This window comes from Burkholderia arboris (assembly GCF_902499125.1).
Classification (GTDB): domain Bacteria; phylum Pseudomonadota; class Gammaproteobacteria; order Burkholderiales; family Burkholderiaceae; genus Burkholderia; species Burkholderia arboris.
In genome coordinates, this window is the sequence record NZ_CABVPX010000058.1 from 1 (window position 1) to 25,830 (window position 25,830).

General features: G+C 68.5%; 23 protein-coding genes and 3 pseudogenes. 20 read left to right on the forward strand and 6 right to left on the reverse strand.

Going from position 1 to position 25,830, the window contains the following annotated elements; translation table 11 throughout:
• Nucleotides 1-385: pseudogene (locus tag BLA15945_RS36835) on the reverse strand (flagellar basal body P-ring formation chaperone FlgA); the annotation flags it as partial.
• Between the two features lie 204 nt (nt 386-589).
• Between BLA15945_RS36835 and flgB the strand changes: the two are divergent.
• The 14 genes and pseudogenes from flgB to BLA15945_RS36900 all read left to right on the forward strand — a co-directional run bounded on the left by flgB (nt 590) and on the right by BLA15945_RS36900 (nt 14,036).
• A complete protein-coding gene (gene flgB / locus BLA15945_RS36840) occupies nt 590-1,078 on the forward strand; it encodes a flagellar basal body rod protein FlgB (RefSeq protein ID WP_059232980.1) in 489 nt (162 codons plus the stop codon).
• A 37-nt stretch (nt 1,079-1,115) separates the two neighbouring features.
• Nucleotides 1,116-1,541, forward strand: coding sequence for a flagellar basal body rod protein FlgC (gene flgC, locus BLA15945_RS36845; RefSeq protein ID WP_034190310.1), 426 nt, complete (start codon nt 1,116-1,118; stop codon nt 1,539-1,541).
• Nucleotides 1,542-1,596: 55 nt separating this feature from the next.
• Nucleotides 1,597-2,358, forward strand: a complete 762-nt coding sequence (locus tag BLA15945_RS36850; protein ID WP_059232981.1) for a flagellar hook assembly protein FlgD — start codon at nt 1,597-1,599, stop codon at nt 2,356-2,358.
• Between the two features lie 27 nt (nt 2,359-2,385).
• Nucleotides 2,386-3,627 (forward strand): flagellar hook protein FlgE, encoded by a 1,242-nt coding sequence (flgE, locus tag BLA15945_RS36855; RefSeq protein ID WP_059232982.1) that lies wholly within the window; start codon nt 2,386-2,388, stop codon nt 3,625-3,627.
• 19 nt (nt 3,628-3,646) lie between these two features.
• Nucleotides 3,647-4,405, forward strand: a complete 759-nt coding sequence (gene flgF, locus BLA15945_RS36860; protein WP_059232983.1) for a flagellar basal-body rod protein FlgF — start codon at nt 3,647-3,649, stop codon at nt 4,403-4,405.
• Between the two features lie 34 nt (nt 4,406-4,439).
• Complete coding sequence (gene flgG, locus BLA15945_RS36865) at nt 4,440-5,228, forward strand: flagellar basal-body rod protein FlgG (RefSeq protein ID WP_059232984.1); 789 nt, start codon at nt 4,440-4,442, stop codon at nt 5,226-5,228.
• Nucleotides 5,229-5,249: 21 nt separating this feature from the next.
• A complete protein-coding gene (gene flgH / locus BLA15945_RS36870) occupies nt 5,250-5,939 on the forward strand; it encodes a flagellar basal body L-ring protein FlgH (RefSeq protein WP_059232985.1) in 690 nt (229 codons plus the stop codon).
• A gap of 5 nt (nt 5,940-5,944) precedes the next feature.
• On the forward strand, nt 5,945-7,129 hold the full coding sequence (locus BLA15945_RS36875; RefSeq protein ID WP_233464381.1) for a flagellar basal body P-ring protein FlgI: 1,185 nt from the start codon (nt 5,945-5,947) through the stop codon (nt 7,127-7,129).
• A complete protein-coding gene (gene flgJ, locus BLA15945_RS36880) occupies nt 7,130-8,113 on the forward strand; it encodes a flagellar assembly peptidoglycan hydrolase FlgJ (protein WP_174994694.1) in 984 nt (327 codons plus the stop codon).
• 220 nt (nt 8,114-8,333) lie between these two features.
• A complete protein-coding gene (locus tag BLA15945_RS36885) occupies nt 8,334-9,089 on the forward strand; it encodes a flagellar brake protein (protein WP_059232987.1) in 756 nt (251 codons plus the stop codon).
• Between the two features lie 194 nt (nt 9,090-9,283).
• Nucleotides 9,284-10,648 (forward strand): annotated as a pseudogene (gene flgK, locus BLA15945_RS36890) (flagellar hook-associated protein FlgK); the annotation flags it as partial.
• Between the two features lie 174 nt (nt 10,649-10,822).
• A pseudogene (locus tag BLA15945_RS38095) lies at nt 10,823-11,215 on the forward strand (flagellar basal body rod C-terminal domain-containing protein); the annotation flags it as partial.
• 17 nt (nt 11,216-11,232) lie between these two features.
• A complete protein-coding gene (gene flgL, locus BLA15945_RS36895) occupies nt 11,233-12,468 on the forward strand; it encodes a flagellar hook-associated protein FlgL (protein ID WP_059232989.1) in 1,236 nt (411 codons plus the stop codon).
• Between the two features lie 260 nt (nt 12,469-12,728).
• Nucleotides 12,729-14,036, forward strand: a complete 1,308-nt coding sequence (locus BLA15945_RS36900; RefSeq protein WP_059232990.1) for a solute carrier family 23 protein — start codon at nt 12,729-12,731, stop codon at nt 14,034-14,036.
• A 37-nt stretch (nt 14,037-14,073) separates the two neighbouring features.
• Here BLA15945_RS36900 and BLA15945_RS36905 read toward each other — a convergent pair whose 3' ends face one another.
• Nucleotides 14,074-14,958: a transcriptional regulator GcvA gene (locus tag BLA15945_RS36905; RefSeq protein ID WP_174994696.1), complete on the reverse strand. Its 885-nt coding sequence runs from the start codon at nt 14,956-14,958 to the stop codon at nt 14,074-14,076.
• Between the two features lie 96 nt (nt 14,959-15,054).
• On the opposite strand from BLA15945_RS36905, the gene BLA15945_RS36910 reads away from it, so the two are divergent.
• Together BLA15945_RS36910 and BLA15945_RS36915 are read left to right on the forward strand one after the other, a co-directional pair.
• Nucleotides 15,055-15,681, forward strand: a complete 627-nt coding sequence (locus BLA15945_RS36910) for a chromate transporter (RefSeq protein ID WP_174994697.1) — start codon at nt 15,055-15,057, stop codon at nt 15,679-15,681.
• Complete coding sequence (locus BLA15945_RS36915) at nt 15,678-16,205, forward strand: chromate transporter (protein ID WP_006477572.1); 528 nt, start codon at nt 15,678-15,680, stop codon at nt 16,203-16,205. Before BLA15945_RS36910 ends, BLA15945_RS36915 begins: the two co-directional genes overlap by 4 nt.
• Before the next feature lie 19 nt (nt 16,206-16,224).
• Here BLA15945_RS36915 and BLA15945_RS36920 read toward each other — a convergent pair whose 3' ends face one another.
• Nucleotides 16,225-16,563: a hypothetical protein gene (locus BLA15945_RS36920; protein ID WP_059232993.1), complete on the reverse strand. Its 339-nt coding sequence runs from the start codon at nt 16,561-16,563 to the stop codon at nt 16,225-16,227.
• A gap of 288 nt (nt 16,564-16,851) precedes the next feature.
• Between BLA15945_RS36920 and BLA15945_RS36925 the strand changes: the two genes are divergently transcribed.
• The 4 genes from BLA15945_RS36925 (at nt 16,852) to gor (ending at nt 21,235) form a co-directional block, all read left to right on the forward strand.
• Entirely contained in the window at nt 16,852-17,568 is a 717-nt protein-coding gene (locus BLA15945_RS36925) for a YoaK family protein (protein WP_059232994.1), read from the forward strand.
• Nucleotides 17,569-17,915: 347 nt separating this feature from the next.
• Nucleotides 17,916-19,037, forward strand: a complete 1,122-nt coding sequence (locus BLA15945_RS36930) for a porin (protein WP_034190325.1) — start codon at nt 17,916-17,918, stop codon at nt 19,035-19,037.
• 373 nt (nt 19,038-19,410) lie between these two features.
• Nucleotides 19,411-19,635 carry a hypothetical protein gene (locus BLA15945_RS36935; RefSeq protein WP_043185162.1) on the forward strand — a complete coding sequence of 75 codons (225 nt, stop codon included), beginning with the start codon at nt 19,411-19,413 and terminating at the stop codon, nt 19,633-19,635.
• 244 nt (nt 19,636-19,879) lie between these two features.
• Nucleotides 19,880-21,235, forward strand: coding sequence for a glutathione-disulfide reductase (gene gor / locus BLA15945_RS36940; RefSeq protein ID WP_174994698.1), 1,356 nt, complete (start codon nt 19,880-19,882; stop codon nt 21,233-21,235).
• A gap of 72 nt (nt 21,236-21,307) precedes the next feature.
• Here the strand turns inward: gor and BLA15945_RS36945 are convergent, their stop codons facing one another.
• The 3 genes from BLA15945_RS36945 to BLA15945_RS36955 form a co-directional block, all read right to left on the reverse strand.
• Nucleotides 21,308-22,609, reverse strand: coding sequence for an NAD(P)/FAD-dependent oxidoreductase (locus BLA15945_RS36945; RefSeq protein ID WP_174994699.1), 1,302 nt, complete (start codon nt 22,607-22,609; stop codon nt 21,308-21,310).
• 25 nt (nt 22,610-22,634) lie between these two features.
• Nucleotides 22,635-23,954, reverse strand: a complete 1,320-nt coding sequence (locus BLA15945_RS36950; RefSeq protein ID WP_174994700.1) for an NAD(P)/FAD-dependent oxidoreductase — start codon at nt 23,952-23,954, stop codon at nt 22,635-22,637.
• A gap of 98 nt (nt 23,955-24,052) precedes the next feature.
• On the reverse strand, nt 24,053-25,639 hold the full coding sequence (locus tag BLA15945_RS36955; protein ID WP_059232998.1) for a DUF3138 family protein: 1,587 nt from the start codon (nt 25,637-25,639) through the stop codon (nt 24,053-24,055).
• Nucleotides 25,640-25,830 lie beyond the last annotated feature (191 nt).

Below are 25,830 nucleotides of genomic sequence, written 5' to 3' on the forward strand. Positions count from 1 at the left end.
AGCCGGCGTTCGCGCGGGCGGCTGCGTACGCGGGGGCTGGCGCCGGCGGCGGGACGGTCGTCACGACCATCGCGCCGGCCGGTTGCGCCGCGTAACCGGCGGCGGCCGCGCCGGCCGCGGCACCTGCGCCCGACGCCGCGCGACCCGCTTCCGGCGCGATGCCCGCTCCCGAAGCCACGCCCGCATTCCCGCCGAACGGTCCGCCATTCGCCGCATTGGCGTGCGCGAGCGCGGTTTCGGCCGTCTCGCCGCGTCCGGGAATCACGATCATCCCGTCGTCCGCCTGTACCGCAGGGGCGGCGATCCACAGCGCCGCGGCGAGCGCAACCGCACGCCGGACGTGCGCGCGCCGCCCGTTCCTGTCGCGAAGTGCGCTGCCAGTCATCGCCGTGTCCTCGATCCGTTGATCCGCTTTGCATTCTAGGGAGCCGGGCCGTCGCGCAAACGATGAATAGAGGGGGCCTTTGCCGCGTTATTCGCCCGATTGCCGGTTGCGTCCCGCGCCTACCATCGCTGTCATGGAAAAAAGCCTCTTGGGTCGCCATCCGGCGCGAGGGGCGTGCAGCGCTTCATACGGAGAGACGCACACATGCTGGACAAACTCGATGCGGAATTCGCGTTCGGCCGCCAGGCGCTCGACGTGCGCGCCTACCGGCAGGAACTGCTGTCGTCGAACATCGCGAACGCCGACACGCCCGGCTACCAGGCCCGCGACGTCGATTTCGCGTCGACGCTCGCGCGCTCGCTGAAGCAGACGGGCGGCGGCCTGGCGCCGAGCAACGCCGGGCAACTGCCGATGGCGCAGCCGGCCGGCGTGACGAGCGGCATGTCGATGGTGTCGACGGCGGCGGGCCACATGGCCGGCACCGCGAAGCTGATCCCGACGGGCGGCCCGTCGGACGACTACGGCCGCGCGCAGTACCGGATGCCGCTGCAGCCGTCGCTCGACGGCAACACGGTCGATCTCGACGTCGAGCGCGTGCAGTTCGCGAACAACGCGCTGCACTACGAAACCGGGATGACCGTGATGACCCAGCAGATCAAGGCGATGATCGCCGCGATCTCGACGAACTCGTAAGCGCCACCGAACCCGAGCACAAGCACCAGGAGCCACCATGCCTTCGTTGATGAACATCTTCGGCGTCGCCGGTTCGGCGTTGTCCGCGCAATCGCAGCGTCTGAACGTCACCGCGTCGAACCTCGCGAACGCCGACAGCGCCACCGGCCCCGACGGCAAGCCGTACAAGGCCAAGCAGGTCGTGTTCGCGACCGACCCGATCGGCGGCGCGCGCACCGCGTCCGGCCAGGGCGTGGGCGGCGTGCGCGTGACGAAGGTGATGGACGACCCGTCGCCGATGAAGTCGACCTACGACCCGGCGAACCCGGCCGCCGACGCGAACGGCTACGTGCAGATGCCGAACGTCGATCCGGTGCAGGAAATGGTGAACATGATCTCGGCGTCGCGCTCGTACCAGGCCAACGTCGAGACGCTGAACACCGCGAAGACGCTGATGCTCAAGACGCTGACGATCGGCTCGTAAGCCGCACGCCGACCGACCTTACAGACTCGACAGTTCCGACAGAAGGCCACCCAGGATGACTTCCTCCAACACGACGATCGGCGGCAACGGCACCAACGTGTCGAACCTGCCGACCGACACGATGAACACCAACAACGTGTCGTCGACCAACGGCACGTCGGCGAGCGACCTGCAGGCGACGTTCCTGAAGCTGCTCGTCACGCAGCTGCAGAACCAGGATCCGACCAGCCCGGTCGACAGCTCGCAGATGACGTCGCAGCTCGCGCAGATCAACACGGTGAGCGGCATCGCGCAGCTGAACACGTCGCTCACGTCGCTGTCGACGCAGCTCGCAGCCGGCCAGCAGACGCAGGCTGCGCTGCTGATCGGCACGAACGTGCTCGCGCCGGGCAATTCGGTCGCGGTGAAGAGCGGCGCGGCGTCGCCGTTCGGCGTGTCGCTCGCGAGCTCGGTGTCGAACCTGACGATCACCGTGAAGAACTCGGCGGGCACCGTCGTGAACACGATCAACGCGGGCGCGCAGTCGGCCGGCACCGTGCCGTTCAACTGGACGCCGACCGATACGGCCGGCAATGCGCTGCCGGACGGCAAGTACACGGTCAGCGCGACCTACACCGACAGCAAGGGCACGCCGCAGGTGGCCACGACGCTCGCGGCCGCACAGGTGCAGAGCGTGGTCAAGCAGGCGGACGGCACGGCGGGGCTCGTGCTGTCGAACGGCACGACGGTGGGCCTCACCCAGGTCGCGTCGATCTTCCCGAACATCAAGTCGTCCACGGCATCTTCGTCCTCGTCCGGCGACACCACCACCAACTGATCGAGCTTTCTCGAAACGGAGACCGAAATGGGTTATCAACAGGGTCTGAGCGGCCTCGCCGGCGCCTCGAACGCGCTCGACGTGATCGGCAACAACATCGCGAACGCGAACACGGTCGGCTTCAAGTCGAGCACCGCGCAGTTCGCCGACATGTACGCGAACTCGGTCGCGACGTCGGTCAACACGCAGATCGGCATCGGCACGGCGCTGAACTCGGTGGAACAGAATTTCGGCCAGGGCACGATCAATTCGTCGAACTCGTCGCTCGACGTCGCGATCAACGGCAACGGCTTCTACCAGATGTCGAACAACGGCGTGACGACGTACTCGCGCGACGGCACGTTCCAGCGCGACAAGAACGGCTACATCGTCGACTCGCAGGGCCGTAACCTGATGGGCTACATGGCCAACGCGGGCGGCGTGATCAACACCGCGCAGACCGTGCCGCTGCAGGCGCCGACCAACAACATCGCGCCGACCGCGACGACCAAGATCGTCGGCCAGTTCAACCTGAACTCGCAGGACACGGTGCCGGCCAAGACGCCGTTCAGCGCGACCGACAACACGACGTACAACTACTCGACGTCGATCCAGGTGTACGACTCGCTCGGCGGCTCGCAGGCCGTCAACATGTACTTCGTGAAGTCGGCGGCCGGTACGTGGGAAGCGTACGCGGGCGTCCAGGGCGGCGCGACGACCGATCTCGGCACGGTCACGTTCAATTCGTCGGGCGGCATCCAGAGCACGACGACGGGCACGCCGCCGACGCCGACCACGTCGCTCGGCCAGTTCCAGTTCACGGTGCCGAACACCGACGGCTCGGCGACGCCGCAGAGCCTCACGCTCGACCTGACCGGCACGACGCAGTACGGCGGCAAGGACGGCGTGAACAACCTCGCGCAGGACGGCTACGCGAGCGGCACGCTGACGACCTACACGATCGGCACCGACGGCAAGCTGACCGGCAACTACTCGAACGGCCAGACCGCCGTGCTCGGCCAGATCGCGCTCGCGAACTTCAACAACCCGAACGGGCTGGTGAACCTCGGCGGCAACCAGTATGCGGAGTCCGCCGCGTCGGGCGTGCCGCAGGTCTCGGCGCCGGGCAGCACGAACCACGGCACGCTGCAGGGCAGCGCGCTCGAGAACTCGAACGTCGACCTCACGTCGCAGCTCGTCAACCTGATCACCGCGCAGCGCAACTACCAGGCGAACGCGCAGACGATCAAGACGCAGCAGACCGTCGACCAGACGCTCATCAACCTGTAAGCGCGGATAACCGGCAGCCATGGACCGACTGATCTATACGGCGATGACGGGCGCGTCGCAGTCGCTCGACCAGCAGGCGGTCGTCGCGAACAACCTCGCGAACGCCTCGACGACGGGCTTTCGCGCGCAGCTCGCGACGTATCGCGCGGTGCCGATGAATTTCGGCGACGGCAGCAAGATCGACCCGACGACGACGCGCACCTACGTGCTCTCGTCGACGCCTGGCGCGGATTACGCGCCAGGTCCGATCACGCGCACCGGCAATCCGCTCGACGTCGCGGTGCAGGGCGCCGGCTGGCTGTCGGTGCAGGCGGCCGACGGCAGCGAGGCATACACGCGCGCCGGCAACCTGCACGTCGACGAGAACGGCCAGCTCGTCAACGCGAGCAACCTGCCGGTGGTCGGCAACGGCGGCCCGATCTCGGTGCCGCCGAATGCGGAAGTGACGATCGGCAAGGACGGCACGGTGTCCGCGCTGATGCCGGGCGACCCGCCGACCGCGGTCGCGATCGTCGACCAGATGAAGCTCGTCAATCCCGATCCGGCCACGCTCACGCGCGGCAACGACGGGTTGTTCCGCACCGCCGACGGCAATCCGGCCGACGCCGACCCGAACGTGGTCGTCACGCCGAATTCGCTCGAAGGCAGCAACGTCAACCCGGTGACCGCGATGGTCGCGATGATCGACAACGCGCGCGCGTTCCAGCTTCAGTCGAAGCTGATCCAGACGGCCGACCAGAACGAGCAGTCGGCGAACCAGCTGCTCAACTTCAGCTGAGCGCCCGCGCCAGCCTACGCAGGAGACCTTACAAGTGAACCGTTCGCTCTACATCGCCGCCACCGGCATGAATGCGCAGCAAGCGCAGATGGACGTGATTTCGAACAACCTCGCGAACACCAGCACGAACGGCTTCAAGGCGTCGCGCGCGGTGTTCGAGGATCTGCTGTACCAGACCATCCGCCAGCCGGGCGCGAACTCGACGCAGCAGACCGAGCTGCCGTCGGGCCTGCAGCTCGGCACCGGCGTGCAGCAGGTCGCGACCGAGCGCCTGTACACGCAAGGCGGCCTCACGCAGACCGGCAACTCGAAGGACGTCGCGATCAACGGCGCGGGCTTCTTCCAGGTGCTGATGCCGGACGGCACGAACGCCTACACGCGCGACGGCTCGTTCCAGACCAACGCGCAGGGCCAGCTCGTCACGTCGAGCGGCTACCAGGTGCTGCCGGCGATCACCATTCCGCAGAACGCGCAGTCGCTGACGATCGGCAAGGACGGCGTCGTGTCGGTCACGCAGCCGGGTTCGAGCAACGCGGTACAGATCGGCTCGCTGCAGATCGCGACCTTCATCAACCCGGCCGGCCTCGAGGCGCGCGGCGAGAACCTGTTCTCCGAGACGACCTCGTCGGGCGCGCCGAACGTGTCGCAGCCGGGCCTGAACGGCGCGGGCGTGCTCAACCAGAACTACGTCGAAGCGTCGAACGTGAACGTCGTGCAGGAACTCGTCAACATGATCCAGACGCAGCGTGCCTACGAGATCAACAGCAAGGCCGTGACGACGTCCGACCAGATGCTGCAGACCGTCACGCAGATGAAGAGCTAACCGGAAAGTCCCGTCGTCGCCATGAAGCAGGTTCGCCTCCTCCCGTCAGCCACCGTCCGCGCCGCGTGCGCGGTCGCGGTGGCGGCGCTCGCCGGTTGCGCGCAGATCCCGCGCGATCCGATCATCCAGCAGCCGATGACGGCGCAGCCGCCGACACCGATGTCGATGCAGGCGCCCGGCTCGATCTACAACCCCGGCTACGCGGGGCGGCCGCTGTTCGAGGATCAGCGGCCGCGCAACATCGGCGACATCCTGACGATCATGATCGCGGAGAACATCAACGCGACCAAGTCGTCGGGCGCGAACACGAACCGGCAGGGCAACACCGACTTCAACGTGCCGACGGCCGGCTTCCTCGGCGGGCTGTTCGCGAAGGCGAACCTGTCGGCCACCGGCAACAACAAGTTCGCGGCGACGGGCGGCGCGAGCGCGGCGAACACGTTCAACGGCACGATCACGGTGACCGTCACCAACGTGCTGCCGAACGGCAACCTCGTGGTCAGCGGCGAGAAGCAGATGCTGATCAACCAGGGCAACGAATTCGTGCGCTTCTCGGGCGTCGTCAACCCGAACACGATCTCGGGCGCGAACTCGGTCTACTCGACGCAGGTCGCCGACGCGAAGATCGAATACTCGTCGAAGGGCTACATCAACGAAGCCGAGACGATGGGCTGGCTGCAGCGCTTCTTCCTCAACATCGCGCCGTGGTGATGACGATGCAGACGACCCCGATCCACCGCCTGTCGGCCCGCGCGCATGCCGCCGCGCGGCTCGCCGTCGCGTTCGCGGCCGTGGCGGCCGCGTGCGTGCTCGGCGCGGCGCCCGCGCATGCGGAGCGTCTGAAGGACCTCGCGCAGATCCAGGGCGTGCGCGACAACCCGCTGATCGGCTATGGCCTCGTCGTCGGTCTCGACGGCACGGGCGACCAGACGATGCAGACGCCGTTCACGACGCAGACGCTCGCGAACATGCTCGCGAACCTCGGCATCTCGATCAACAACGGCTCGGCGAACGGCGGCCCGTCGTCGCTGAGCAACATGCAGCTGAAGAACGTCGCGGCCGTGATGGTGACGGCCACGCTGCCGCCGTTCGCGCGGCCGGGCGAAGCGCTCGACGTGACGGTATCGTCGCTCGGCAACGCGAAGAGCCTGCGCGGCGGCACGCTGCTGCTCACGCCGCTGAAGGGCGCGGACGGGCAGGTGTACGCGCTCTCGCAGGGCAACATGGCGGTCGGCGGCGCGGGCGCCAGCGCGAACGGCAGCCGCGTGCAGGTGAACCAGCTCGCGGCCGGCCGGATCGTCGGCGGCGCGATCGTCGAGCGTTCGGTGCCGAACGCGATCGCGCAGATGAACGGCGTGCTGCAGCTGCAGCTGAACGACATGGACTACGGCACCGCGCAGCGGATCGTGTCCGCAGTCAACTCGAGCTTCGGCCCGGGCACCGCGACGGCGCTCGACGGCCGCACGATCCAGCTCGCGGCGCCGGCCGACTCGGCGCAGCAGGTCGCGTTCATGGCGCGGCTGCAGAACCTCGACGTGAGCCCGGACAAGGCCGCGGCGAAGGTGATCCTGAACGCGCGCACCGGCTCGATCGTGATGAACCAGATGGTCACGCTGCAGAGCTGCGCGGTCGCGCACGGCAACCTGTCGGTCGTCGTCAACACGCAGCCGGTGGTGTCGCAGCCGGGGCCGTTCTCGAACGGGCAGACGGTGGTGGCGCAGCAGTCGCAGATCCAGCTGAAGCAGGACAACGGCGCGCTGAAGATGGTGACGGCCGGCGCGAACCTCGCCGACGTCGTGAAGGCGCTGAACACGCTCGGCGCGACGCCCGCGGACCTGATGTCGATCCTGCAGGCGATGAAGGCGGCCGGCGCGTTGCGCGCCGACCTGGAGGTCATCTAAATGGCAGCGAACCTTCCTAACGCGAACGACCTCACGCAGCGCTTCGCGCTCGACGTGCGGGGTTTCGACGCGCTGCGCGCGCAGGCGAAGCAGTCGCCGCAGGCCGGCGCGAAGGCGGTCGCGGGCCAGTTCGACGCGATGTTCACGCAGATGATGCTCAAGAGCATGCGCGACGCGACGCCCGACGGCGGGCTGCTCGATTCGCACACGTCGAAGATGTACACGTCGATGCTCGACCAGCAACTCGCGCAGCAGATGTCGAAGCACGGGATCGGCGTGGCCGACGCGCTGATGAAGCAGTTGATGCGCAACGCGGGCGTGGGCGCGGGCAGCGACACCGCGGCCGACGTCGGCGCGGGCGGCATGGGTGCCGGCGGCCTCGGCACGGCCGGCAACGAAGGCAGCCTCGCCGCGATGAACGCGATGGCGAAGGCCTATGCGAACGCGTCGAACAACGGCGGGCTCGCCGGCGCGCGCGGCTACTCGGCCGGCAGCGCGCTCACGCCGCCGCTGAAGGGCGCGAGCGGCGTGCAGGACGCCGACGCGTTCGTCGACCGGCTCGCGGGCCCCGCGCAGGCGGCCAGCGCGACGACCGGCATCCCGGCGCGCTTCATCGTCGGCCAGGCCGCGCTCGAATCGGGCTGGGGCAAGCGCGAGATCCGCGCGACCGACGGTTCGACCAGCTACAACGTGTTCGGCATCAAGGCGAGCAAGGGCTGGACGGGCCGCACGGTATCGGCGCTGACGACCGAATACGTGAACGGCACGCCGCGCCGCGTGGTCGCGAAATTCCGCGCGTACGACTCGTACGAGCACGCGATGACCGATTACGCGAACCTGCTGAAGAATAACCCGCGCTACTCGGGCGTGCTCAGCGCGAGCCGCAGCGTCGAGGGGTTTGCGCACGGCATGCAGAAGGCCGGTTACGCGACCGACCCGAACTACGCGAAAAAGCTGATCTCGATCATGCAGCAGATCGGCTGACGGGCCCGCCCGCAACCGGTTCATGGCTCTCTCGGACCGCGCCCGGCACCCCGCCGCGCGCGGTTTCAACGTTTGCGCGAAAAAAATCGCCAATTCGATCTAAACTTTCGGTCAGCACTGCCGCTAAGTGTGAGAGACCTGCGACCGGGCCCCCGTTCTGGCCCGGTTTTACTGCGCCCCGGTTGCCCCGGGCGCCCATGACAAGAAAGACCGGCTAGCCATGAATATCGAAACGTCGACGGACCCCAGCCTGGATGCAGGCCACTCCGGGCCCGACTATGCCCGCCGCAATCCACTGGAAATCGGCGTGCAGTTGCGCAACCTCGTGAATCGCGGCGATTTCCTGACCGTCCAGTATCCGGGCGGCCAGCTCGTCACGCGCCTGCTCGAGGTCGACGTCGGCGCGCGGACCTTCACGTTCGACTGGGGTGCGTTGTCCGAGCAGAACGCCAGCATCCTCGGCGCGTCGCACTGCACGTTCGCGGCCGCGCCGGAGGGCGTGCGGGTCGAATTCACCACGGGCACGCCGCGCGAGACGCGCTACGAGGGGCTGCCCGCGTTCGTCGCCGATTTCCCCGACGTGCTGGTCTGCATCCAGCGCCGTGAATATTTTCGCGTCGACGCGCCGATCGTCGATCCGTTCCTGTGCCGCGGCAAGCTGCCGGACGGCGAAAGCTTCCTGTTCGAGGTCCACAACCTGTCGCTGGGCGGCGTGGGGCTGCGCACGGCCGACGAGCGCGTCGAGGCGCTCGAGGTCGGCACGCTGCTGCCGGACGTCGAGCTCGAGCTGACCGGCCACGGCAAGCTGTCGCTCGACCTGCAGCTCGTGTCGCAGCGTTCGACGCAGATGCCGAACGGGTCGCGGCGCTACCAGCTGGGCTTCCGTTACATGTCGCTGCCGGGCAGCGCGGAGAACACGCTGCAGCGGCTGATCACGCAGCTCGAAATGAAGCGCCGCTCGCTCGCGCGGGCCTGACGCGCACGCGTTGGCCGGCCCCGCACGGGCCGCCCGCGCACGGCCGCCGGCGCCTCCCGCCGGCCGCTTCGGCCGGCGACGCACGCGCGTGCGTCGCACGCGCATTTTTTCCTCAATTTTTTCAATTCGCGGCCGTTATACCGGGAGTCACGCAACCCGGCGGCCGCAGTGCGGCCGGCTCATCAGGATCGCGCATGTCCAATTCACTCATGAACCTCGGCGTCAGCGGCCTGAATGCCGCGCTCTGGGGCCTCACGACGACCGGCCAGAACATCAGCAACGCCGCGACGCCGGGCTATTCGGTCGAGCGACCCGTCTATGCCGAGGCAAGCGGCCAGTACACGAGCAGCGGCTACATGCCGCAGGGCGTGAACACCGTCACCGTGCAGCGTCAGTACAGCCAGTACCTGAGCGACCAGTTGAACGGCGCGCAGACGCAGAGCGGCGCGCTGTCGACGTGGTTTTCGCTCGTCACGCAGCTGAACAACTACATCGGCAGCCCGACGGCCGGCATCTCGACCGCGATCACGAGCTTCTTCACCGGGATGCAGAACGTCGCGAACAGCGCGTCCGACTCGTCGGTGCGGCAGACCGCGATGAGCAATGCGCAAACGCTCGCGAACCAGATCACGGCGGCCGGCCAGCAGTACGACGCGCTGCGTCAGAGCGTGAACACGCAGCTGACGAACACCGTCACGCAGATCAATGCGTACACCGCGCAGATCGCGCAGCTGAACCAGCAGATCGCGTCCGCGAGCAGCCAGGGCCAGCCGCCGAACCAGCTGATGGACCAGCGCGACCTCGCGGTGTCGAACCTGTCGAACCTCGCGGGCGTGCAGGTGGTGCGCAACAGCGACGGCTACAGCGTGTTCATGTCGGGCGGCACGCCGCTCGTCGTCGCGAACAAGAGCTACCAGCTGGCGACCGTCGCGTCGCCGTCCGATCCGAGCGAGCTGACCGTCGTGTCGCAGGGCATCGCCGGCGCAAACCCGCAGGGGCCGAACCAGTTCCTGTCCGACGCGTCGCTGTCGGGCGGCACGCTCGGCGGCCTGCTCGCGTTCCGCAGCCAGACGCTCGACCCGGCCGAAGCGCAGCTCGGCGCGATCGCGACCAGCTTCGCCGCGCAGGTCAACGCGCAGAACGCACTCGGCGTCGACCTGTCGGGCAAGCCCGGCGGCAACCTGTTCACCACCGGCGCGCCGATCACCTACGCGAACCAGGGCAATACCGGCAACGCGGCGCTGTCCGTGTCGTTCACGAACGCGTCGCAGCCGACCACGGGCGACTACACGCTCGCGTACGACGGCGCGAAATACACGCTGACCGACCGCGCGAGCGGCACGGTGGTCGGCACGTCGACGTCGATGCCGGGATCGATCGGCGGGCTGAACTTCTCGTTCTCGTCCGGCGCGATGAACGCCGGCGACAAGTTCACCGTGCAGCCGACGCGCGGCGCGCTGAACGGCTTCGGCCTCACGACGTCGAACGGCTCCGCGATCGCGGCGGCCGCGCCTTACGTGCCGTCGGCCGCCACGACCAACACGGGCAACGGCACGATCGGCGGGCTGTCGGTCACGAACCCGGCGGCCGCGGCCAACGCGCACAACTACACGATCACGATGGGCGGCACCACCGCCGCGCCGACCTATACGGTCACCGACAACACGGTCGTGCCGCCGACGACCAGCGCCGCGCAGCCGTACCAGTCCGGTTCGCCGATCACGCTGACGGCCGGCGTCACGGTGACGGTGTCGGGCACGCCGGCGGCTGGCGACACGTTCAAGGTTGCGCCGAACACGGGCGGCACGAACGACGGCAGCAACGCGCTCGCGCTGTCGAAGCTCGTCAATTCGACGGCGTTCGGCAACGGCACGACCACGCTGACGGGCGCGTACGCGAACTACGTGAACGGCATCGGCAACACGACGTCCCAGCTGAAGTCGTCGAGCGCCGCGCAGACTTCGCTGATCGGGCAGATCACGCAGGCGCAGCAGTCGGTGTCGGGCGTGAACCAGAACGAGGAAGCGGCCAACCTGATGCAGTATCAGCAGCTCTACCAGGCGAACGCGAAGGTGATCCAGACGGCGTCGACGCTGTTCCAGACCGTGCTCGGCCTGTTCAACTGATTTCGGGGATCGAAGCCATGCGGATTTCCACCACGCAGTTCTACCAGATGAACGTCGCGCAGATGAACGATCAGCAGGCGCAGCTCTCGCAGCTGTACCAGCAGATCTCGAGCGGCGTGAGCCTCGCGACGGCTGCCGACAACCCGCTCGGCGCGGCGCAGGCCGTGCAGCTGTCGATGACGTCGGCGACGCTGTCGCAGTACGCGTCGAACCAGAACAGCGCGCTGTCGTCGCTGCAGAAGGAAGACCAGACGCTCATCAGCGTCAACAACCTGCTGAACAGCATTCACACGGTCGTGATCCAGGCCGGCGACGGCTCGCTGTCCGACAGCGATCGCTCCGCGCTGTCGACGCAGCTGCAGGGCTATCGCGACCAGCTGCTGACGCTCGCGAACTCGACCGACGGCTCGGGCAACTACCTGTTCTCGGGCTTCCAGTCGGCCACGCCGCCGTTCTCGAACGCGCCAGGCGGCGGCGTGACCTACAGCGGCGACACGGGCGTGCGCCAGGTGCAGATCGCCGACACGCGCGCGATCTCGCAGGGCGACAACGGCGCGAACGTGTTCCTGTCGGTGCCGATGCTCGGCAGCCAGCCGGTACCGCTCGCGGGTGCGGGCAACACGGGCACGGGCACGATCGGCGGGGTGACGATCACGAGCCCGTCGGCCGCGACCAATGCGCACCAGTTCACGATCGCGTTCGGCGGCACCGCCGCCGCGCCGACCTATACGGTCACCGACAATACCGTCGTGCCGCCGACCACGACCGCCGCGCAGCCGTATTCGAACGGCGCCGGGATCGCGCTCGGCAACGGCCTGTCGGTGCCCGTGTCGGGCAAGCCGGCCCCGGGCGACACGTACACGGTCACGCCGGCGCCGCAGGCCGGCACCGACGTGTTCGGCGCGCTCGACACGATGATCGCCGCACTGAAGGTGCCGATCAGCAGCAACACGACTGCCGCGACCGCGCTCGCGAACGCGATGACCACCGGCACGACGAAGCTGAACAACATGATGACGAACGTCCTCACCGTTCAGGCGTCGGTCGGCGGCCGCGAGCAGGAGATCAAGGCGATGCAGACCGTGAACCAGACCGTCACGCTGCAGGTCAGCAGCAACCTGGCCGACCTGACGAGCACCAACATGGTGACGACGATCAGCCAGTTCCTGCAGATGCAGAACGCGCTGACGGGTTCGCAGAAGGCGTACGCGCAGTTGCAGAACCTGTCGCTGTTCCAGTACATCAACCCCTGATGCACGATGCGCCGGCGGCGATGTGAGCGCATGCTTACCTCGCCGCCGGCGCCAGCCGCCAGCCGTGCATCGCGCGCGGACGGGCGCTTCGCCGGGCCGCGCGGTCGCGCACCGGTTCCCCCGCACGGCAAGCCGCGCCCCGCGCATGACGGCCCGCCGTATCAGTCCGCTTGCCAGCCCCATTTCCGCTCCGTAAACTCGCGCCAGATTCCAGACCGGCGCACCCTTGGCAGCCGGCGACCGACAGGAGCCCTTTCCCCATGTCCGATTCCTATTTCCCGCGCTGGCGGGTCCAATCGACCGGCGCGGCCTCGCGCGTGGTCGGCACCGACGAGCGCCTGCCTTGGCCGCAGATGGTCGCGATGGGCGTGCAGCACGTTGTCGCGATGTTCGGCTCGACCGTGCTCGCGCCGCTGCTGATGGGCTTCGACCCGAACCTGTGCATCTTCATGTCGGGCATCGGCACGCTGCTGTTCTTCGTGCTGGTCGGCGGCCGCGTGCCGAGCTACCTCGGCTCGAGCTTTGCGTTCATCGGCCTCGTGATCGCGGTGACGGGCTACGGCGGCAGCGGCCCGAACCCGAACATCCCGGTCGCGCTCGGCGGGATCGTCGCGTGCGGTGTCGTGTACGTCGCGCTCGGCGCACTGGTGCAGGCGATCGGCACGCGCTGGATCGAGACGCTGATGCCGCCCGTGGTGACCGGCGCGGTCGTCGCGGTGATCGGGCTGAACCTCGCGCCGATCGCGGTGAAGGGTGTGTCGGCGTCAACCTTCGACTCGGTGATGGCGCTCGTCACGGTGCTGTGCGTCGGCGGCGTCGCGGTGTTCTCGCGCGGCATGGTGCAGCGCCTGCTGATCCTCGTCGGGCTGGTGATCGCCTACGCGATCTATGCGGTCGCGACCAACGGGATGGGGCTCGGCAAGCCGGTCGATTTCTCGATCGTCGGGCACGCGGCCTGGTTCGGGGTGCCGAGCTTCCGCGCGCCGGTGTTCGATCCGCACGCGATGCTGATGCTGGCGCCGATCGCGGTGATCCTGGTCGCGGAGAACCTCGGCCACATCAAGGCCGTCAGCGCGATGACGGGCACCAGCCTCGATCGCTACGTGGGCCGCGCGTTCATCGGCGACGGGCTCGCGACGATCGTGTCGGGCAGCGTCGGCGGCACGGGCGTGACGACCTACGCGGAGAACATCGGCGTGATGGCCGTCACGCGGATCTACTCGACGCTCGTGTTCGCGGTCGCCGCGGTGATCGCGATCGTGCTCGGCTTCTCGCCGAAGTTCGGCGCGGTGATCCAGACGATCCCGGGCCCCGTGCTCGGCGGCGTGTCGATCGTCGTGTTCGGGCTGATCGCGGTGACGGGCGCGCGGATCTGGGTCGTCAACAAGGTCGACTTCTCCGACAACCGCAACCTGATCGTCGCGGCCGTCACGCTCGTGCTCGGGGCCGGGGACTTCTCGCTGAAGATCGGCGGCTTCGGCCTCGGCGGGATCGGCACCGCGACGTTCGGCGCGATCATCCTGTACGCGATCCTGCGCAAGGAAAAGGAACCGGGCCCGGTGGTCTGATCGGGTGCGGGCGGCGCAATGCCGCCCGCCGGCGCCCTCACGCGCCGGTATTCGACTGCGCCTGCAGCCACGCGCAGAACTGCGCGACGAGCGGATCGTCGGCCGGCGCGCGCGGCGCGATCCACCAGTAGCTGCGCGTCGCGATGCGCGGCCCGTCGAGCGGCATCACGAGCCGGCCGCTCGCGAGTTCGTCGTCGATCAGCGGCAACGGGCCGAGCGCGACGCCCAGCCCGTCGACGGCCGCCTGCAGCGCCAGGTAGAAGTGGTCGAACGACTGCCGCTTGCGGCCCTTCATCGTCACGCCCGCCGCCGCGAACCAGTCGCGCCAGCCTTCCGGCCGCGTATCCGAATGCAGCAGCACGTGCCGCGCGAGATCGTCCGCGCGCGCGATCGGCGCACGCTTGAGCAGCGCGGGGCTGCAGACCGGGATCACGCTTTCGTCGAGGAAGTGGCCGCTCGTGCAGTTCGGCCAGTGGCCGGGGTCGCGGCGGATCGCGACGTCGAAACCGTTGAGCGTGTCGAGCGGCGCATTCGACGTGGACAGCTTCAGCTCGACGTTCGGCACGTCGCGCTGGAACCGCGACAGGCGCGGCAGCAGCCATTTCATCGCGAAGGTCGGCAGCGCATTGATGCGCAGCACGCGCGCCGCGCCGGTGTTGCGCAACTGCTCGGTCGCATGCGCGATGCTGTCGAACGCCGCGCGCACGGTGTCCAGGTAGCGGCGGCCTTCGTCGGTGAGCTTCACGCGCTTGCCGTAGCGGTGGAACACCGGCTTGCCGAGCCATGCCTCGAACCCGGCAATCTGCCGGCTGATGGCACCGTGAGTCACATGCAGCTCGTCGCCGGCGGCGCTGAAGCTTTCATGTCGTGCCGCGGCTTCAAAGGCCCGAAGCGCGGAAAAGGGCGGGAGGTCGCGTGCCATGCTTGTGATTCTAGATCACAAGGGCGTGCCGATAAAATCGTTTTGCCACAATCCGGAACGGCGGTAACCTCGGTTCACCGTTTAGTGAGGCGCACCATGCAATCCGTATCCCCGCCGTCTGCCGCGGCGCCCCGCAGTGTCGGCCTCGCCGAGCTGTTCACCGGTTTCCTGTCGCTCGGCCTGATGTCGTTCGGCGGCGCGCTGCCGTTCGCGCGGCGCACGATCGTCGACGAACGCAAGTGGCTCTCCGCCGATGAATTCACCGATCTGCTCGGCCTGTGCCAGTTCCTGCCGGGCGGCAACGTGATCAACCTGTCGGTCGCGGTCGGCATGCGCTTTCGCGGCGTGGCCGGCGCGTTCGCCGGCATTCTCGGGCTGATCGCGGGCCCGACGCTCGTCGTCGTCGCGCTCGGCGTGCTGTACGCGAAGACGCAGAACGATCCGCACGTGCAGCATCTGTTCGCGGGGCTCGCCGCCGCGGCCGCCGGGCTGCTCGTCGCGATGGCCGTGAAGGTCGCGAAGCCGCTGCGGCACGCACGCGCCGCGGCCGGCATCGCGGCGCTCGCATTCGTCGCGATCGCGGTGCTGCGCATGCCCCTGCTGACGACGATGCTCGTGCTGACGCCCGTCAGCATATGGCTCGCGTCGCGTCGCCGCGATCCGGGCACGCCGCAACCGGCGCAGGCTGCCGCGCGGGAGACGCAGCCGGGGGGGCGGCCATGAGCGATACGCTGATCGCCATCGCGACGATCTTCAGCCAGCTGTCGCTGCTCGCATTCGGCGGCGGCAACACGATCCTGCCGGAGATGCAGCGGCAGGTCGTCGACGTGCATCACTGGATGAGCGCGCACGAGTTCACCGCGCTGTTCGCGCTGGCCCAGGCGGCGCCCGGGCCGAACATGATGATCGTGTCGCTGGTCGGCTGGCATGTGGCCGGCTGGGCGGGGCTGCTGGTCGCGTCGCTCGCGAAGTTCGGGCCGTCGTCGATCGTCACCGTGCTCGCGCTGCATGCGTGGGAGCGCTTTCGCGACCGGCCGTGGCGCCGCTATGTGCAGCAGGGGATGATGCCCGTCACGGCCGGGCTCGTCGCGGCAAGCGCGGTGCTGATCTCCGAGGCGTCGAACCGCACGGCCATCCAGTGGGGCATCACGGCCGCGTGCGCGGTGCTCGCGTGGCGTACGCGCATCCATCCGCTGTGGCTGCTCGCCGGCGGCGCGCTGATCGGGCTCACCGGCATCGGGCAGTGAGCGGCCTGCGGCAAGCCGGCTACCGCGATGCCGGCAGGTCGCTGTTCACGAGGCCGAGCAGCCGGCCGCGCTCGCTGCCGACGTCGTCCGTCACGGTCGGCCAGTCGACCACGAAACCCGCCTCCAGCGCATCGCGCATGAGCATGCCGTAATCGGCCTTCCCGATCCGGCCGTCGCGCAACGCGTCGGCCACCTCGTGCTTCAGCTTCGGCGTGAACGACGGATAGGCGGCCACCAGCGCCGCGTACTGGCGCGCATCGATCTCGCCCGATTCGCGGTTGAACGCCCAGACGGCCACCAGCACGATCGCGGCGAACGGGATGACCGTATAGCGCAGGAAGAACTTCGCGAGTGTCATGCGACGGTTCGGTGAAGAGAAGCGGGGGCGGCCAGACCGCAGTCGCGTCCGGTCGGCCCGGTATACTCGGCCGGTCCTGCGGCGGTGAAACCCGCGCTGTCGACCCGTTCAGGCCGGCTGCGCTATCCAGTGCGAGCCCGTACCCTTGCGACGAGCATTATATTGGCGCGCGGCATGCGGCGAGGCCCGGCCGCGCGGCGCCGACGGCGGTGTTCGCGCCCGCCGGCAGGACCGAATTTCGCATCGCCCGCCGTACGCGGCCCGGCGGTGCGCACCACGGGAGGATCGATGGATCTCGACGGCGCCAGCCGCAATCTCACTGTCGCCGCCTTGCTGACGCTGTCCGGCGGCTACCTCGACGCGTACACGTACGTCGGCCACGGCCATGTGTTCGCGAACACGATGACCGGCAACGTCGCGCTGCTCGGCATCAACCTGTCGGCCGGCGAATGGGCGGCCGCGCTGCATCACGTGCCGCCGCTCGTCGGCTTCGTGATCGCGGTGTTCGTCGCGCACCTGCTCGGTCTCGCCGCGCAACGCGGCTGGATGCGGCATACGGCGTTCGCGAGCCTGATCGTCGAGATCGCGTTTCTCGGCGTTGCCGCGAGCGGCCTCGTCGGCGCATCGAGCGCGTGGCTGATTCCGGGCATCTCGTTCGTCGCGACGCTGCAGACGCTGTCGTTCACCCATCTCGAGGAACTGTCGTACACGTCGGTGATGACGACCGGCAACCTGCGGCGCGCCGCGCAGAAGCTGTTCGTCGGGCTGATCCCGCGCTACGACGCGGGTGCGCTGCACGACTCGGCGCTGCTCGCGACGATCAGTTTCTGCTTCCTGGCCGGCGCGGTGGTCGGCGGCCTCGTGACGCGGCTCGTACCGGACATCGCGCTGTGGGGCGCGGTGCTGCTGCTCGTCGGCGCATTCGCGGAGATCGTGCGGCGCGCGTGGCGCCGCGCGGGGAACGGTGGCGAGGGCGGCGGCGACGGGGCGGCGCAAACGGCCTGACGGTACGCGGCACGTAGCACGCGGTAGCCGGTCGCAACGAATGCGCCGGCTGTTTCGCCACGCTCCACGCTCCACGTTCCCGCGCCGCACCCTCGGCGATCCTTACAGCGCCGCGCGCGCATGCCGGCGCCGTCGCGCCTGTCCCGCCGCCTTGCGAGACAGGCCTGGCGCGGGAAACGTTGTTCCCGGACGACAAACGCGCCGTTGCCGCGCATTTCAATTTCTTTCAGCGATCGCACTCGTCATATGATTCAGGCCACATCGCGCGCGCCAAGAACGTGAGCGATCGCCACCCGGCTGCGCACGCGGCCGGCCATGAATGGAGACACCTACAAAAAGGAAAGCTCATGAAGCAGACCACCCGACTCGCAGCCATCGCAGGGGGCGCCGCGCTCGCATTTGCCAGCCAGTACGCGGCCGCACAAAGCTCGGTCACGCTCTGGGGCGTCGCCGACGCCAGCATTCGTTACCTCACCAACGCCAACGCCAAGAACGACGGCCTGCTGTCGATGACCAACGGCGCGATCACGAACAGCCGCTTCGGCATCTACGGCACGGAAGATCTCGGCGGCGGCCTGAAGGCCGTGTTCAACCTCGAAAGCGGCGTGAACCTGCAGAACGGCGCATTCGCCGACAGCGGCCGCTTGTTCAACCGCGCAGCGTACGTCGGCCTGCAGAGCCCGTACGGCACGGTGACCCTCGGCCGCCAGAAGACGCCGCTGTTCGACCTGCTGTCGGATACCTACGATCCGCTGACGGTCGGCAACTACCTCGAAAACGCGTGGCTGCCGGTCGCACTCGGCGGCGGCCTGTATGCGGACAACCAGATCAAGTACACGGGCAAGTTCGATGGCCTGACCGCGAAGGCGATGTACTCGACCGGCACCAACTACGAATCGACCGGCGCCGGCGGCTTCTCGGGCCAGATCCCGGGCTCGCTCGGCAAGGGCAATGCGTGGGGCGTGTCGCTGTCGTACGTGATGGGCCCGCTGAGCATCGCGGCCGGCGCGCAGCAGAACAGCGACAACTCGGCACGCAAGCAGACGATCTACCACGCGAACGTCGTGTACGCGTTCAGCAAGGCGAAGATCTACGCGGGCTACCTGCGCTCGAAGGACGACACCGGCTTCGTCGACAGCCTGCTCGCGCAGCAGACGATTCCGGTCGCGAAGGGCACGGGCCGGATCGACGACGGTCCGTTCGCGGGTGTGAGCTGGCAGGTCAGCGCGCCGCTGACGCTGACGGGTGCGTTCTATTACGACCACATGCGCAATGCGATGACCACCAACGGCACGCTCGCGAGCGGCAACCGTTACGCGATCGTCGGTATCGCCGAGTACGCGCTGAGCAAGCGCACCGAAGTCTACGGCACCGTCGACTTCAACAAGACGAACGGCGCGGCGAACGTCGAGCTGCCGGGTCGCAGCAACCAGACGGGCATCGCGATCGGTCTGCGCAATATCTTCTGACGAACGTCGGAACGCATGCGCCGGCATTCGCCCGGCGCGCATCGAAGAGGCGCCGCGAGGTGCCTTTTTTTTCGTCACGCGACCTTCATACGCGCGCCCGACTATTCGGCAATCGCTCCATTGCGAAAGTCCCGCGCCGTAAGCGTTCCGTCGGCATTCCAGAACATACTTTTACAGTACGCGCGAAGGCTTTCCGCTACGCTGCGTGCATCGCCCGTTGCGTGCCGTGAGGCGCGCGCGTGCGTCGTTCCGGTGGCGCTCGGCGAGCGCGGCCGGCCTGGTGCGTAACTTGTGTATCCGGTGATGACAATCGCGGTTCGCCGGTTTCTTTCGTGGGACGATGCGCTCACGATTTTCTTGAAAGGGGATGACGATGGGTATCCTGAACACCGTGGGTGAAATCGCTGGCGCAGTCGCAGCTGTCGAAGGCGCGGAAAAGCTGGATCCGGATGCGGGCCTGCTGACCAAGGCGGCCGCGGCCGTCGCCGGTTTCAAGGGCGCCGAAGCCATCGAAGGCATGCTCGAGAAGAAGGAAGAGCAGCCCCAGCAGGCGGACGATACGCAGGCGACGGACGGCAGCGACACGTCGCAGGCATGAGCATGGCGGCTGGTCCGGCCGCGGGTGCGCCCTTCGCGCGCCCGGGCGGACCGGTGCCGCGCAGCCGGCAGGTCGGGCATGCGGTCGATCGGTGACGCATGGCACACCCGGCAGTCGGTTTGACCGGCGAGAGGCCACGTCTCTCGCCGTTTTTTATTGGGGCGCGCCCGCGTCGCGCCGTGCGCCGCACGAATTCCCGAATCTTGCTATCGTGCCTTCATCCGAACTGCGATGAGGGAATGCGATGGATTTCGACTACGACCTGTTCGTCATTGGCGCCGGCTCGGGCGGCGTGAGGCTCGCGCGGATGTCCGCGTCATACGGCGCACGCGTCGGCATAGCGGAAGAAGAGCAGATCGGCGGCACCTGCGTCCTGCGCGGCTGCATCCCGAAGAAACTGCTCGTCTACGCGTCGCACTACCCGCATGAAGTCGAGGATGCGAAAGGCTTCGGCTGGACCTTCGGCGCCGGCACGCTCGACTGGCCCGCGCTGATCGCCGCGAAGGATCGCGAGATCAACCGGCTCAGCGACATCTACATCAACCTGCTGCGGCAATCGGGCGTCGACATGCACGCGGGCCGCGCGACGCTCGTCGATGCGCACACGGTCGCGATCGGCGCACGCACGATCCGCGCGCGCCACATCGCGATCGCGACCGGCTCGCGCCCGTCGCTGCCGTCGCGGCCCGGCATCGAGCACGCGATCACGTCGCGCGAGGCGCTGTCGCTCGCGGCGTGCCCCAAGCGCATCGCGGTGGTTGGCGGCGGTTATATCGCGGTCGAGTTCGCGGGCATCTTCAACGGCTTCGGCAGCCATGTCGACCTGTTCTATCGCGGCGAGCAGATCCTGCGCGGCTTCGACGGCGACGTGCGCCAGTTCCTGACCGACGAGATGACGAAGCAGGGCGTCGCGATCCACGCGCGTGCGGTGGTCGAGTCGATCGAGCGCGCGGACGACGGCACGCTGAGCGTGCGCGTCGGCGATGCGCGGCACGGGCCGTACGACCAGGTGCTCTATGCGACCGGCCGCGTGCCGAACGTCGACGGGCTCGGGCTCGAACAGGCGGGCGTGATGCTCGACGCGCGCGGCGCGATTGCCGTCGATGCGTATTCGGCGACGTCGGTGCCGTCGATCCATGCGATCGGCGACGTCACGTCGCGGCCGCAGCTCACGCCGGTTGCGACGCGCGACGGCGGGTTGCTCGCGCGCACGCTGTTCGACGGGTCGCGCGTCGCGGCCGATCACGCGTCCGTGCCGTCGGCCGTGTTCAGCCAGCCCGAGGTCGCGACGGTCGGCCTGACCGAGGCCGATGCGCGTCACGCGCACGGCGAGGTCGACCTCTACCGCACGTCGTTCAAGGCGCTGCGCCATACGCTGTCGGGGCGCGACGAGCGCACGATGATGAAGCTCGTCGTCGCGCGCGACAGCCAGCGCGTGGTCGGCGCGCACATGGTCGGCCGCGACGCGGGGGAAATCATCCAGGGCATCGCGATCGCGATTCGCGCGGGCGCGACGAAGGCGCAGTTCGACGACACGATCGGCATTCATCCGACCGCGGCCGAGGAGTTCGTGACGATGCGGCAGAAGGTGGCCGACTAGCGGGAGCGGCGCACCGGCGGGAAGGGACGGCCGCGTTCTGGCGCGGCCGCGGCCCGTTGGCGTGCCCGCCGCTCAATGCACGCCGAACGCGTCGAGCATCCGGTACCAGCTCATCGCGAGCACCAGCGCCGGCGTGCGCAGTGCCTCGCCACCCGGGAAGTCGCGATGCCGGATCTTGTCGAACAGGTCGAAGCGGCTCGCCTGTCCGTTGATCGCTTCGGCGATCAGCTTGCCCGCGAGCGCGGTCGTGTTCACGCCGTGCCCCGAAAACCCCTGCGCGAAGTACGTCGTCGGCGTGATGCGGCCGAAGTGCGGCGCGCGGTTCATCGTGATGTCGACGAAGCCGCCCCATGCATAGTCGACCTTCACGTCCGCGAGCTGCGGGAATGTCTTCAGCATGTCCGCACGCATCGCCGCCGCGAGGTCGCGCGGCTCCCGCGTCGAATAGCTGACCTTGCCGCCCCACACCAGCCGCGTGTCGGGCGCCGGCCGAAAATAGTCGAGCACGAAGCGGCTGTCGCAGATCGCCGCGCGTGCCGGCATCAGCGCGGCGGCGCGCGCTTCGCCGAGCGGCTCGGTCGCGATCACGTAGGTGCCGACCGGCATGATCTTCTTCGCCAGCGCGGGCGCCAGCGTGCCGACGTAGGTGTTGCATGCGAGCACGACGAAGCGCGCGCGCACGTTGCCGCCGCTCGTCTCGACGACGTGGCCGCCGGATACGTCGCGCACGCGCGTCACGCAGCTGTCCTCGTGGATGCGCACGCCTGCATCGATTGCCCCGCGTGCGAGGCCGAGCGTGTAGTTGAGCGGATGCAGGTGGCCGCTGTCCGGGTCGTACAGGCCGCCGCAATAGCGGGCCGATTGCACGTAGTCGCCGAGTTCGTCGGCGTCGACGAAATGGAAGCGGTCATAGCCGAAGCGTTTCGCGGCTTCGTCGCGCCAGCGTTTCAAGGCATCCGCGTCGCTCTCGGTGTTGGCGGCGGTCAGGTAGCCGGGCACCAGCGCGCAGTCGATGTCGTGCCGCGCGATGCGCGACTTCACGAGCGACAGCGTTTCGAGCCCCATGTCCCAGATGCGCTTCACGTCGCCTTCCGGCATGAATTGCCCGAACGTGTCGATGTCGCACGCGAAGCCGCCGATCAGCTGGCCGCCGTTGCGGCCGCTCGCCGCCCATCCGACCCGCGACGCTTCGAGCACGGTCACCGAATGGCCGCGCTCGGCGAGATTGAGCGCGGCGGACAGGCCCGTGAGGCCCGCACCGATCACGCACACGTCGGCGTCGATCGTGCCGGCGAGCGGCGCGTAGCGGGTCGTATCGTTGGCGGTCGCCGCGTAGTAGGACGCGACGTGCGGCTGGTTGGCGAATGTCTGCATGGTCGGGAGAACGGAAAAGGAGGGTTCAGAACAGCTCGCGCACGCGGTGGTACAGCATCCCGAGTTCGAGCGCGGGTTGCCGCCACGCGTCGCCGCCGGGAAAGCGCCGGTGACGTATGCGTGCGAACAGGTCGAACGCGCGCGTGTCGCCCGCGATCGCACCGGCGACCGCGCGTCCGGCGATGCCGGTGAGCGCGACGCCGTGCCCGCTGAAGCCCTGGACGTAGAAGAAGTTCGGATCGAGCGCGCCGAAGTCCGGCGCGCGGTTGCGCGTGACGTCGACGAACCCGCCCCACGCGTGGTCGACGCGCACGTCGCCCAGTTGCGGGAACACGCCGACCATGCGCTGCCGGATCGCTTCGGCGAGCGTGGCGGGCGACGCGCCGGCCGAGTTCGCGCGGCCGCCGAACAGCATCCGGTGGTCGGCCGACAGCCGGAAGTAGTCGAGGAAGAAGTTGTTGTCGCACACGGCTTCGCGCCGCGCGATCAGCGCGTCGGCACGCGCCTGGCCGAGCGGCTCGGTCGCGATGATGTACGACGCGATCGGCGCGATGCGCGCGGCGGTCGCGGCCGGCAGCACGCCGCCGGGGCCCGCGTTGCAGCACGACACGACGTAGCGGCAGCGCACCTCGCCCGACGGCGTGCGTACGACGGGCCGTGCGCCGCGTACGACGTCGAGCGCGGGCGTGTGCGCATACAGCGCGACGCCTTCGCGGCGCGCCGCGTCGGCGAGGCCGAGGCAGTACTTGAGCGGATGCAGGTGGCCCGACAGCGGATCGTGAACGCCGGCGAGATAGCGCGTCGATGCGATGCGCGCCTGGATCGCGCCGGTGTCGAGCCATTCGAGCGACGGATGGCCCCAGCGCGACGTCGCGGCATTCATCCATGCGCGCAGGTCGTCGATGCGGCGCGGTTTCGTCGCGACCGTGAGGTAGCCGCGCGTGAAATCGCAGTCGATTCCGTAGTGCGCGATGCGCTCGGCGATCAGCGCGACGCCGTCGAGCGACAGCGACCATGCGGCCCGCGCGCCGTCGGCGCCGAGCTGCTGCTCGATCACCTCGTCTTTGGCGAAGCCCGTGATCGCCTGGCCGCCGTTGCGGCCCGACGCGCCCCAGCCGGGCCGGTGCGCATCGATCACGGCGACGGACAGCCCGCGCGCGCGGCAGTCGAGCGCCGTCGACAGGCCCGCGAAGCCGGCGCCGATCACGCAGACGTCGACGTCGATGGCCGCTTCGAGCACCGGCGCGCCGGCCGCGGGATCGTCGACATCGGGCCGCGTGACCGTTGCTTCGTAGTACGAGTCGCGCGCGAGCGCATCGGCGCGGCGGGTGAAAGACTGCGTCATGAAAACGACTCCCTCGAAAAGGCTGCAACCTGCACGCAGCCGCCCGGAAAACGGCGCGGGACGCCGTGCGCGCGGCACGGCGTCCCGCGTGTGCTGCGTCAGAACGAATAGATGAACTGCGTGGCGAGCAGGTCGTTGGACTTGCCGTACGACCCGTCGTTGCGCAGGAACACCTTGTTGTTCGCCCAGTCGTGCCGGTATTCGACCTTCACGGTGATCTGCTGGGTCGGATAGAACAACAGGTCGAGCGCCACATCCTGGCGTACCGCCCCCTTGCACTCGAAGCCCAGGCCGCCGCCGGCCTTCGACTGCGCGAGGCAGTCCGCGTCGACGCCGAAGCCGTTGCTCGGATCCATCCCGTTGCCGTTCAGCGCGATGCCGCCGCCGCCGCCGCCGTTCTTCGAGTTGGCGAGCAGGTCGTAGCGCAGCGTCACGCCCATGCGGCCGACCACCGGCGCGTTGAACTTGCGGTGCGCGAGCAGCGACAGGCCGTACCACTGCGCGAGCCCGCCGTTGAACGCCGCATGCTGTTGCCGGCCGTAGTCGACTTCCGCGTTGTACTGAATATCGGCGAGCGTGTAGGTCGCATCGAGTTCGCCGAAGAAGAACGAACCGTAGCCGCTCGGTGCCGCCCCGCCCGGACCGTAGTGGACGACGCCGTTCGCATCGATCGCGCTCGACAGCGTCTGGCGGCCGATGTTGAACGAGCCGCCGAGGTCAAGCGCGCTCGACCACGTGTAGTCCGCGCGCGCGGTGAAGGTCGGCACCTTGTTGCTGGTGGTGATCGGATCGCCGAGCGCGTTCGTGCCCGTCGTCGTGACCGAACCGTACGTGCGGTACTGCTCGTTGCCGAGGAAGAACTTCCACGCCCAGTTGCCCTTCGTGTAGTTCGCGCCGACACCGACGTAGCTGCCCGGATCGGAGAAATCGTACAGCAGGTTGTGCGTGAGCGTGAGCATCTGGTTCGACTGCTGCACCTCGTAGCCGCCGAAGCTCGGGATCAGGCCGGCGACCAGCGTCGTTTCGGCGGTGATCGGCACGTTGACGACCGCCGTGTTCAGCAGGTTGTCGGTGATCGAGCCGCGCGAGTTCTGCAGCAGCGTGATGCCGTTGCCGCGGTTCGGCATCAGCGTGATCTCGGCAGACGGCGCCATCGGGCCGACGCCGAACGTCTTCTTGATGTCGAGGTAGAGGTCGCCGAACGTGCTGTTGAAGTAGTTGTACGCGTTCTCGTGGTTCGCGAACAGGAACGACGACGTGCCGGCCGCACGGTTGTACATGTAGGTCGGATCGATGTAGCCCGTGACCGACAGGCCGGCCAGCGGGCCCGTGTTGGCCGCGTCGGTCAGCGAATCGACCTTCAGCTGCTGGTTCGCGATCTGCTGCTTCATTTCGCTGACTTCGTCGTTGGTCAGCGCGGCCTGCGCCTTGCCGTAATCCGGCGAGCCCGGGTCGGCGGCCACCGCGACGGCCTTGCTGCCGCCCGCCGTGCCGGCGCTCGCGCCGGACGTCGCGACTGCCGCGCCGCCCGGCTTCGCGGCGAGCTGCGCCTGCATCGCCTTCATCTGCTTCTGCAGCGCCGCGACCTGCGCCTGCAGCGCCTTGATCTCGGCGGATGTGGAACCGGCCAGCGCGATGCCCGGCAACGCGCCGGCCACCAGCAGGCAGATCAGTTTCTTCTTCATTGCGGATTCTCCTTGTCGTGCGCCTGTCAAATCGGGATCGAATCGCGCGCCCCCCCTGGGGCAGCGCGTCTTGCTTGTCTGCAGTGCTTGTTATCTTTGAAGCAGGAGGGCGGTGCTCACGCCGCCGCGAACGCCGCCTTCAGGTCGGCCATGCGGCGCCGCTCGCGCGCGATCATCATCCGGTTCACGAC

Bases quoted from the DNA above. Each gene is read 5' to 3' on its own strand.
- BLA15945_RS36930 (WP_034190325.1), top strand. From the start codon at position 17,916: ATGAAGCAGACCACCCGACTCGCAGCCATCGCAGGGGGCGCCGCGCTC.
- BLA15945_RS36910 (WP_174994697.1), top strand. From the start codon at position 15,055: ATGCAATCCGTATCCCCGCCGTCTGCCGCGGCGCCCCGCAGTGTCGGC.
- BLA15945_RS36905 (WP_174994696.1), bottom strand. From the start codon at position 14,958: ATGGCACGCGACCTCCCGCCCTTTTCCGCGCTTCGGGCCTTTGAAGCC.
- BLA15945_RS36955 (WP_059232998.1), bottom strand. From the start codon at position 25,639: ATGAAGAAGAAACTGATCTGCCTGCTGGTGGCCGGCGCGTTGCCGGGC.
- flgB (WP_059232980.1), top strand. From the start codon at position 590: ATGCTGGACAAACTCGATGCGGAATTCGCGTTCGGCCGCCAGGCGCTC.
- flgE (WP_059232982.1), top strand. From the start codon at position 2,386: ATGGGTTATCAACAGGGTCTGAGCGGCCTCGCCGGCGCCTCGAACGCG.
- BLA15945_RS36935 (WP_043185162.1), top strand. From the start codon at position 19,411: ATGGGTATCCTGAACACCGTGGGTGAAATCGCTGGCGCAGTCGCAGCT.
- flgF (WP_059232983.1), top strand. From the start codon at position 3,647: ATGGACCGACTGATCTATACGGCGATGACGGGCGCGTCGCAGTCGCTC.
- flgC (WP_034190310.1), top strand. From the start codon at position 1,116: ATGCCTTCGTTGATGAACATCTTCGGCGTCGCCGGTTCGGCGTTGTCC.
- flgH (WP_059232985.1), top strand. From the start codon at position 5,250: ATGAAGCAGGTTCGCCTCCTCCCGTCAGCCACCGTCCGCGCCGCGTGC.
- BLA15945_RS36915 (WP_006477572.1), top strand. From the start codon at position 15,678: ATGAGCGATACGCTGATCGCCATCGCGACGATCTTCAGCCAGCTGTCG.
- BLA15945_RS36920 (WP_059232993.1), bottom strand. From the start codon at position 16,563: ATGACACTCGCGAAGTTCTTCCTGCGCTATACGGTCATCCCGTTCGCC.
- BLA15945_RS36925 (WP_059232994.1), top strand. From the start codon at position 16,852: ATGGATCTCGACGGCGCCAGCCGCAATCTCACTGTCGCCGCCTTGCTG.
- flgJ (WP_174994694.1), top strand. From the start codon at position 7,130: ATGGCAGCGAACCTTCCTAACGCGAACGACCTCACGCAGCGCTTCGCG.
- BLA15945_RS36950 (WP_174994700.1), bottom strand. From the start codon at position 23,954: ATGACGCAGTCTTTCACCCGCCGCGCCGATGCGCTCGCGCGCGACTCG.
- BLA15945_RS36900 (WP_059232990.1), top strand. From the start codon at position 12,729: ATGTCCGATTCCTATTTCCCGCGCTGGCGGGTCCAATCGACCGGCGCG.
- BLA15945_RS36850 (WP_059232981.1), top strand. From the start codon at position 1,597: ATGACTTCCTCCAACACGACGATCGGCGGCAACGGCACCAACGTGTCG.
- BLA15945_RS36945 (WP_174994699.1), bottom strand. From the start codon at position 22,609: ATGCAGACATTCGCCAACCAGCCGCACGTCGCGTCCTACTACGCGGCG.
- flgL (WP_059232989.1), top strand. From the start codon at position 11,233: ATGCGGATTTCCACCACGCAGTTCTACCAGATGAACGTCGCGCAGATG.
- BLA15945_RS36885 (WP_059232987.1), top strand. From the start codon at position 8,334: ATGAATATCGAAACGTCGACGGACCCCAGCCTGGATGCAGGCCACTCC.
- BLA15945_RS36875 (WP_233464381.1), top strand. From the start codon at position 5,945: ATGCAGACGACCCCGATCCACCGCCTGTCGGCCCGCGCGCATGCCGCC.
- gor (WP_174994698.1), top strand. From the start codon at position 19,880: ATGGATTTCGACTACGACCTGTTCGTCATTGGCGCCGGCTCGGGCGGC.